We start from the raw sequence: 1610 nt of genomic DNA, 5'->3' as shown, positions 1-1610 counted from the left end.
CTTGATCTTTAACCTGTGCGGCGGGGTCGTGGGGTCGTGGGCTTGGCCTTCCTGGACGCTGCAGTGCCCGTTGTGCGGGGTCTGTGGACGTCATGACGTGGGGTGGGCCGCGTGTTCTTGCGTCCTGGTGGACGTCCGGGTCCGGGGCGGGTGGGTTTCGGTGCTTGGGCTGGGCAGGCGGTGTTGGGGCGGATGTGCCGGAAGTCGCGACGGACCCGAGCTGGAGTGAGGCGGTCGGACGAGGTGGGCTTCTCCCATGGACGGTGTCGGTCGGCCGCCAGTGGCCGGGCCAGTCGCAGTTGGGTGTAGGCCGCGAGGATCAGCCATGTCCAGCGGTCCGCAGCCTGGGGTGTGCGGACCTTCGGGCAGGTCCAGCCGAGAGTTTGTTTGAACAGGCGGAAGGTGTGCTCGATGTCGAAACGCCGCAGGTAGGCCTGCCACAGACGGTCGGTGTCCGCCTCAGTGGCGTCGGTGCCCGACCACCACAACCACACCGGCTTCGGAGTGGCTCCGCTGGGCAGGTGTTCGATGTCCAGGCGGATCACCGTTCCCTCAACGATCGGGAGGGTGCCGTCGGCCGCGGCCCAGGAAGAGCGGTGGGTGAGTTTGGGGTGGAGCCGGTCCCACGAGCGTGCCCGGGCGGTGCCGTAGAGGCGGGTGTCGGTGACGGTTTCGGTGTCCGGGGTGCCCCAGGTGTCAGGCTGCCCGAACACGAACTCGCCGCCGTGCCGGGGCGGACGGCCCATGGTGTGAGGCCGCCGCTGGGGTGCGGGCCGGCGCAGGACCCGGTCCGACCGCATCCGGGCCAGGACCTGGACCGGAAGGTCCCGCAGAAGGTGGGCCAGGCGTGGTGCGTCGTATCCGGCGTCCGCGATGACGAGGACTTCCGGGTCGCCGACCTGCCACTGACCTGCGGTGATCAGCCGCTCGATCAGCTCGCGCAGCTGCCGGGCGGTGACGGTGGCCGTGTCGTCTCCGGGTGCCAGACGCAGCGCGTCCAGCGGGGCGGTCCACGAGCTGCGGCCCGGCTCCAGCGCGCAGACGATCGAGTACGGCCACCCGGGAACGGGGATGTGCTGGTCCTTGCCCCGACCGTAGGTGTGGCACAGGATCCGCTCTGGTGAGGTGTGGGCGTCGGGCCGCAGCCAGCACGTGACATCGACGGCCAGGACCAGCCGGCCGTCGACCGCCCGCGGCAGCGGCACGGAGGCCAGGGCCTGGCGCATCCGGTCCGCGTCGACCCGGCCGCGGGCGACAGCGGCGTAGAGCCCTCCGTGACCACGGCGGTGCTCACCCACCAGCGACAGCTCGACCAGCGACCTCACCGACCCGTCATGGCAGAGAACCGCGTCGGCCAGCTCGAACAAAGCATCCGAACGAGCGGTCAGGCAGGAGTAGAACTCGCCTCGGAAGCGTGACAGTTCCGCCAGCGGCTCCCGCCGGGTATCACGATGCAGCAAACTCATCCCCACGGCCTTCGCGCTGGACGTGTGTGTTCCTTGGTCGGAGCACATGATCCAGACGAAGGCCGTATCCGCGTACGGCGGTTACCGAACCGAGTGATCAAGTACGAGGCACCGTTCGACCTCGGACGTTAAAGATCAAGCTAG

1 protein-coding gene is annotated in these 1610 nt (G+C 69.3%); it reads right to left on the bottom strand.

What is annotated here, in order from left to right; translation table 11 throughout:
• Positions 1-8 precede the first annotated feature (8 nt).
• Positions 9-1466 (bottom strand): NF041680 family putative transposase, encoded by a 1458-nt coding sequence (locus ACFWFZ_RS34410; RefSeq protein WP_387127954.1) that lies wholly within the window; start codon positions 1464-1466, stop codon positions 9-11.
• Positions 1467-1610: the final 144 nt, after the last annotated feature.

The organism is Streptomyces sp. NPDC060232, assembly GCF_042726555.1.
In the GTDB taxonomy this organism is placed as follows: Bacteria; Actinomycetota; Actinomycetes; order Streptomycetales; family Streptomycetaceae; genus Streptomyces.
This window is presented reverse-complemented; position numbering and strand designations above follow the sequence as displayed.